This window comes from Serratia sp. LACPHL-BACT-2024-00286, from assembly GCF_043109535.1.
GTDB lineage: Bacteria > Pseudomonadota > Gammaproteobacteria > Enterobacterales > Enterobacteriaceae > Serratia > Serratia sarumanii.
Genome location: NZ_JBICNA010000018.1, coordinates 1 through 5,526, shown reverse-complemented (window position 1 = coordinate 5,526; position 5,526 = coordinate 1). Strand labels below are relative to the sequence as shown.

Sequence of the window (5,526 nt, the reverse complement as noted above, 5' to 3'; positions counted from 1 at the left end):
CAAGCCGAAAGCCCTGAACTGACGTTCAGGGCTTTTTGCTATGGGGAAAATAAATTCCCTGGCTGTATTTATTGCTTATAGAAATACCTCTATTGGCATATGCTGCTTATTTTCATAAGGAAGCATAATGTTTTTTGTCAGAGAAAAAGCTAGCTAAATATATAATTGATAGCTCCAGATTATTATTTAAATAATAAAAATATCTATTTATGAAGATGTTGATGAGAATTATCCGGTTATATCAAGGATAATTCTTAATTCTCCAGTGTATTAGGCGATAAATTTCACGTTAATTAAAACAAATATTAGCCAGACGCCTCGAATCGAGTAGACTAGGCGAAAGATTATTTCTTTATGGGTACTGAACGTTATGTCTACTGAAAGCGCGTCTTTAAAAAACCACAATACGTTTGCGCTCCCGGTCAACGCAGCGCACCTGATCATGGCCGATAGAATTGAGCTGATGCTCAAAGTGTGGCAACAAACGCGCAAGCGTCAGGAGCCGCTGCTGATTCTCGGTGAAGGTAGCAACGTGCTGTTCCTGGAGGATTTTTCTGGCACGGTAATGGTCAATCAGTTGAAAGGTATCGATGTTCGGGAAGATAACGATGCCTGGTATCTCCACGTCAGCTCCGGTGAAAACTGGCATGACCTGGTGCAATATACGCTGCAGGCCGGGATCTGCGGCCTGGAAAACCTGGCGTTGATTCCTGGATTGGCCGGCTCCGCCCCTATCCAGAACATCGGCGCCTACGGCGTCGAATTGAAAGACGTCTGCGAGTATGTCGATCTGCTGGACTTCTCTACCGGTGCTATCGATCGCATTCCGGCTGCCGAGTGTGGTTTCGGTTACCGGGAAAGCATTTTCAAACACCGTTTCCAAACCGGGCATGTCATTGTCGGGCTGGGCCTGCGTCTCAACAAACAATGGCAACCCAAATTGAGCTACGGCGATCTGGCCAGGCTGGATCCCGCCACGGTGACGCCGCTTCAGGTATTTGAATCCGTATGCGCCATGCGCCGCAGCAAGCTGCCCGATCCGCGTGAAACCGGTAATGCCGGCAGCTTCTTCAAGAATCCGCTGGTGAACGCAGAGAAAGCCGCAGAACTCATCGCCAAATATCCCGGCATGCCGCACTATCCACAGCAGGATGGCCAGGTGAAGCTGGCCGCCGGATGGCTTATCGATCAATGCGAACTGAAAGGATATCGTATCGGCGGCGCTGCGGTACACCGTCAGCAGGCGTTGGTGCTGGTGAACATCGACAACGCCCACAGCCAAGATGTGGTGGCGCTGGCGCGCCACGTACGCAAGACAGTGGCCGATAAATTTGGCGTCTGGCTGGAGCCTGAGGTGCGTTTTATTGGCGCGACCGGTGAGCTGAATGCCGTGGCGGTGCTGTCATGAAAGATACCAAGGTTCCGTTAAAACTGATCGCGCTGCTGGCCGACGGTGAATTTCATTCCGGGGAACACCTGGGTGAGTCACTGGGCATGAGCCGTGCGGCGATCAATAAGCATATTCAGACCATTCGCGAATGGGGGCTGGATGTCTTTACCGTGCCCGGCAAAGGCTACAGCCTGCCTGGCGCCATCCAGCTGTTGGAAGCCGAGCGCATCCTCAGCCTGCTGGAAGACAAGCGTGTAAGCGTGTTGCCGGTGGTCGATTCCACCAACCAATACTTGCTGGACCGCATTGCCGAATTGCACTCTGGTGACGCCTGTGTCGCTGAATACCAGCAGGCAGGGCGAGGGCGCCGCGGGCGGCAGTGGATCTCGCCATTCGGCGCTAATTTATACCTGTCGATGTTCTGGCGACTGGAGCAGGGGCCGGCTGCGGCCATGGGGCTTAGCCTGGTGATCGGGATGGTGATGGCGGAAGTTCTGCAGCGTCTCGGTGCGGCCGATGTGCGCGTGAAGTGGCCTAACGATCTCTACCTGAACGATCGTAAATTGGCGGGGATCCTGGTCGAACTGACGGGGAAAACCGGCGATGCGGCTCAACTGGTCATCGGTGCCGGCATCAACCTGGCGATGCGTGATACCAATGCCAGCGCCATTACTCAAGGATGGATTAACCTACAGGAAGCGGGAATTCAGATCGATCGCAATGAGCTGGCTGCAACCCTGCTTAATGAACTGCGTCAGTCGCTGAAACAGTTTGAGATAGACGGACTGGCGCCCTTTATCGGTCGCTGGCGTACCCTAGATAACTTTATCGACAGGCCGGTCAAGCTGCTTATCGGCGAGCGGCAGATTGTGGGTATCGCCCGAGGAATCGATTCGCAGGGCGCGCTGCTGCTGGAACAAGACGGGGAGATCAAGCCCTTCATCGGTGGAGAGATATCGCTGCGCAGCGCAGAATAGTTAGAGAAAGCAGGGGACGGCAACGTCCCCTGAATCGATCGGTAGACTTACTTTCTTAAACGCACGCTTTCAACGGCGTGGTTAGCGCTTTTGGTCATGATCAGGCTGGCGCGTTCGCGTGTAGGCAATATATTCTGCTGCAAATTCAACCCGTTAATTTCATTCCATAATTGCGTGGCGATATTAATCGCTTCCGGTTCCGGCAATTTTGAATAGTGATGGAAATAAGAATCGGGATTGGAAAATGCGCCTTGACGGAATTTCAGGAAGCGATTGATATACCAGCTTTGCAATAGCGTCTCCGGAGCATCGACATATATAGAGAAGTCGACAAAATCGGAAACGAATACGCGATGCGGATCGTGAGGATAATCCATGCCGCTTTGCAATACGTTAAGCCCTTCCAGGATCAAAATATCCGGTTGCTCGATGACTTTATTACCTTCGGGCACAACGTCATAGATCAAATGAGAATAAACCGGAGCGGTGACGCGTTTGGCGCCGGATTTCACTTCCGACACGAATTTCACCAGGCTATGCATATCGTAAGACTGCGGGAAGCCTTTTTTCTTCATCAGACCGCGCTCGTTCAGCACCTTATTAGGATGCAAGAAGCCGTCGGTCGTGATCAGCTCCACGCTGCGATGTTCAGGCCAGCGGCTCAGCAACGCTTGCAGCAGACGAGCGGTCGTGCTCTTACCAACGGCTACGCTGCCGGCGATGCCGATGACATAGGGAATCTTTTGCCCGTCGGTGCCGAGGAATTGCTCCAGCACCGCCTGTCGGCGCAGGTTGGAACTGATATAGAAGTTCAACAGCCGTGACAGCGGCAGATAAATCTGCGCAACTTCTTCCAACGAGAGATCTTCGTTAATCCCTTTCAGTTTAACGATCTCTTCTTCCGACAACGTCAGCGGCACCGAATCTCGCAACGCCGCCCATTGGGTACGATCGAACTGTAGGTAAGGCGTTGCTAAAGATTGATCTCTTTTTATCATAAGCCAAATTCTGCCTGTTAACGCAGGTTGGGAAAGGCGCCGGACGCCAACTCCAGAGAATAAACAAGCTGCATATTATAGACAGCTTCGTTTTTGGCGTAGACTTTTTTCGCAAAAGTTGTCGATAGGCAGCAGTTTATGTCAATTGTGCGAAGCGGCGCGCAGTTGATAAAGCGGGGTTGCAAGGCGGCATCATCGGGGCCGGATACCGCCTGAAGGTTAACTGGCGATGGCGCGCGAAGGTTGGTTCACGGTGAACAGGCGTTTGTAATAAATAACGGTCGGATGGTAATGCCCATCGGGCCCCGCCGCATAATCCGGCAGCTCGCCCAAACAGCGATAACCCAGGCTGCGATAAAGCGCTTCTGCTGCCGAACCGGCCTGCGTATCCAGGTACAATAGCCCGCGTTGCTGCTGCAGCGCTACGTGCTCCAGCGTCTTCATCAGCGCCTGACCTACGCCGTTGCGACGAGCGCGGCTATGCACCAACAGCTTCACCACCTCCGCACGATTACGGCCGTTCGGCTTCTGACAGAGTTCGAGTTGCACGGTGCCAACGACGCCGCGCTCGTCGCGGGCAATCCACAGCAGCAGTTCACCTTTAGCCAGGGCCGGTCGCAGACTGTGGAAGTAGCTCTCGGCGTCTTCGTGAGGGATTAAGGTGTCGTAACCGACAGAAGCGCCGTGCGTGACGGCATCGGTCAACAGGCGGGCCAATTCATCCCGGTAAATCGGCAGCGTAGCGGCGTTGATAGGCACTATTTTCATGAGTCATTCCTCCAGATATGGGGGTAATGAAGAGAAGCAATAACTGAGCCACAGCGGCGAAAGGCATGACGACGGCAAAAGGGTGAGGGATCAGTGTAGCTCACGCCTCGGTCCGGGGCAGGTATCCCCTTTTTGGTGCATCGATCCCGCTCACAGTTTACCGTTGCGGGTTAAGTGTTTTGAGAAGGCCGACACGGAGAAAGCGGCGCTCAAGGCTTGCAAAAAGTGGATAAAATTGTAGAGAATGATTGCCGCGAGTGATGAATGTTTGCACGCCGCAGGCTGCGAATTGCATGACAGTATGCAAAATTGACTGATTTGTGAGCGAAAGTGCGCGTAAAGCAATTTTTTTGTTGCATAGGTCGCCCGCTCTACCTAGAATGCGCTGCACTTGATGCCGGCTTAGCTCAGTAGGTAGAGCAACTGACTTGTAATCAGTAGGTCACCAGTTCGATTCCGGTAGCCGGCACCATTCAAGTCACAAGTAGTTAAAATCTGGTGGGGTTCCCGAGCGGCCAAAGGGAGCAGACTGTAAATCTGCCGTCACAGACTTCGAAGGTTCGAATCCTTCCCCCACCACCAAATCTTGCCTTCGGCGATTAACTGAAATGCGATAAATGCCGCAACGGTTGATAGCGGGAGGAGAGGGCGAAAGCCTTCGGCAAGGTTCGAGCTGTGCAGCGCAAGGCGCAGCCGGCCCGAAGGATGCGAGCCGAGTGATGAACAATCCTGCTCCATCCCAAAATTCTACAGAAAAATCAGGTAGCCGAGTTCCAGGATGCGGGCATCGTATAATGGCTATTACCTCAGCCTTCCAAGCTGATGATGTGGGTTCGATTCCCACTGCCCGCTCCAAGATGTGCTGATATAGCTCAGTTGGTAGAGCGCACCCTTGGTAAGGGTGAGGTCGGCAGTTCGAATCTGCCTATCAGCACCACTTCTTAATTTCTCGCCCCCTGATTTTCTTTCTGTTCTGGATTCAACGAGCAAATGCTTGGTTGATGTGGTGATACCACCGATTTATCCGTGTCTTAGAGGGACAATCGATGTCTAAAGAAAAGTTTGAACGTACAAAACCGCACGTTAACGTCGGTACTATCGGCCACGTTGACCACGGTAAAACTACCCTGACTGCAGCGATCACTACCGTACTGGCTAAAACCTACGGCGGTTCTGCACGTGCTTTCGACCAGATCGATAACGCGCCAGAAGAAAAAGCTCGTGGTATCACCATCAACACCTCTCACGTTGAGTATGACACCCCGACTCGTCACTACGCGCACGTTGACTGCCCAGGGCACGCCGACTACGTGAAAAACATGATCACCGGTGCTGCGCAGATGGACGGCGCGATCCTGGTAGTTGCTGCGACTGATGGCCCAATGCCTCAGAC

General features: G+C 52.8%; 5 protein-coding genes, 4 tRNA genes and 1 other RNA gene. 8 read left to right on the top strand and 2 right to left on the bottom strand.

From position 1 onward, the window contains the following. Positions 1-370 precede the first annotated feature (370 nt). Positions 371-1,408, top strand: a complete 1,038-nt coding sequence (gene murB / locus ACF8MC_RS25620) for a UDP-N-acetylmuramate dehydrogenase (RefSeq protein WP_039569855.1) — start codon at positions 371-373, stop codon at positions 1,406-1,408. Further along, positions 1,405-2,367, top strand: a complete 963-nt coding sequence (birA, locus tag ACF8MC_RS25615; protein WP_033636716.1) for a bifunctional biotin--[acetyl-CoA-carboxylase] ligase/biotin operon repressor BirA — start codon at positions 1,405-1,407, stop codon at positions 2,365-2,367. Before murB ends, birA begins: the two co-directional genes overlap by 4 nt. A gap of 47 nt (positions 2,368-2,414) precedes the next feature. On the opposite strand, the gene coaA is transcribed toward birA, so the two are convergent. Beyond that, entirely contained in the window at positions 2,415-3,365 is a 951-nt protein-coding gene (gene coaA / locus ACF8MC_RS25610) for a type I pantothenate kinase (RefSeq protein WP_033636718.1), read from the bottom strand. 219 nt (positions 3,366-3,584) lie between these two features. Continuing rightward, a complete protein-coding gene (locus ACF8MC_RS25605; protein WP_033650029.1) occupies positions 3,585-4,133 on the bottom strand; it encodes a GNAT family N-acetyltransferase in 549 nt (182 codons plus the stop codon). Positions 4,134-4,529: 396 nt separating this feature from the next. Here ACF8MC_RS25605 and ACF8MC_RS25600 point away from each other — a divergent pair. The 6 genes from ACF8MC_RS25600 to ACF8MC_RS25575 all read left to right on the top strand — a co-directional run. Continuing rightward, positions 4,530-4,605 (top strand) — tRNA-Thr (locus tag ACF8MC_RS25600). 25 nt (positions 4,606-4,630) lie between these two features. Next, positions 4,631-4,715: transfer RNA gene (locus ACF8MC_RS25595), tRNA-Tyr, on the top strand. Positions 4,716-4,761: 46 nt separating this feature from the next. Next, positions 4,762-4,877, top strand: a non-coding RNA gene (locus ACF8MC_RS25590) — RtT sRNA. 36 nt (positions 4,878-4,913) lie between these two features. Beyond that, positions 4,914-4,988 (top strand) — tRNA-Gly (locus ACF8MC_RS25585). A gap of 6 nt (positions 4,989-4,994) precedes the next feature. Continuing rightward, positions 4,995-5,070, top strand: a tRNA-Thr gene (locus ACF8MC_RS25580). A gap of 109 nt (positions 5,071-5,179) precedes the next feature. Further along, a partial coding sequence (locus ACF8MC_RS25575; RefSeq protein ID WP_040232596.1) for a GTP-binding protein occupies positions 5,180-5,526 on the top strand: 347 nt, incomplete at its 3' end.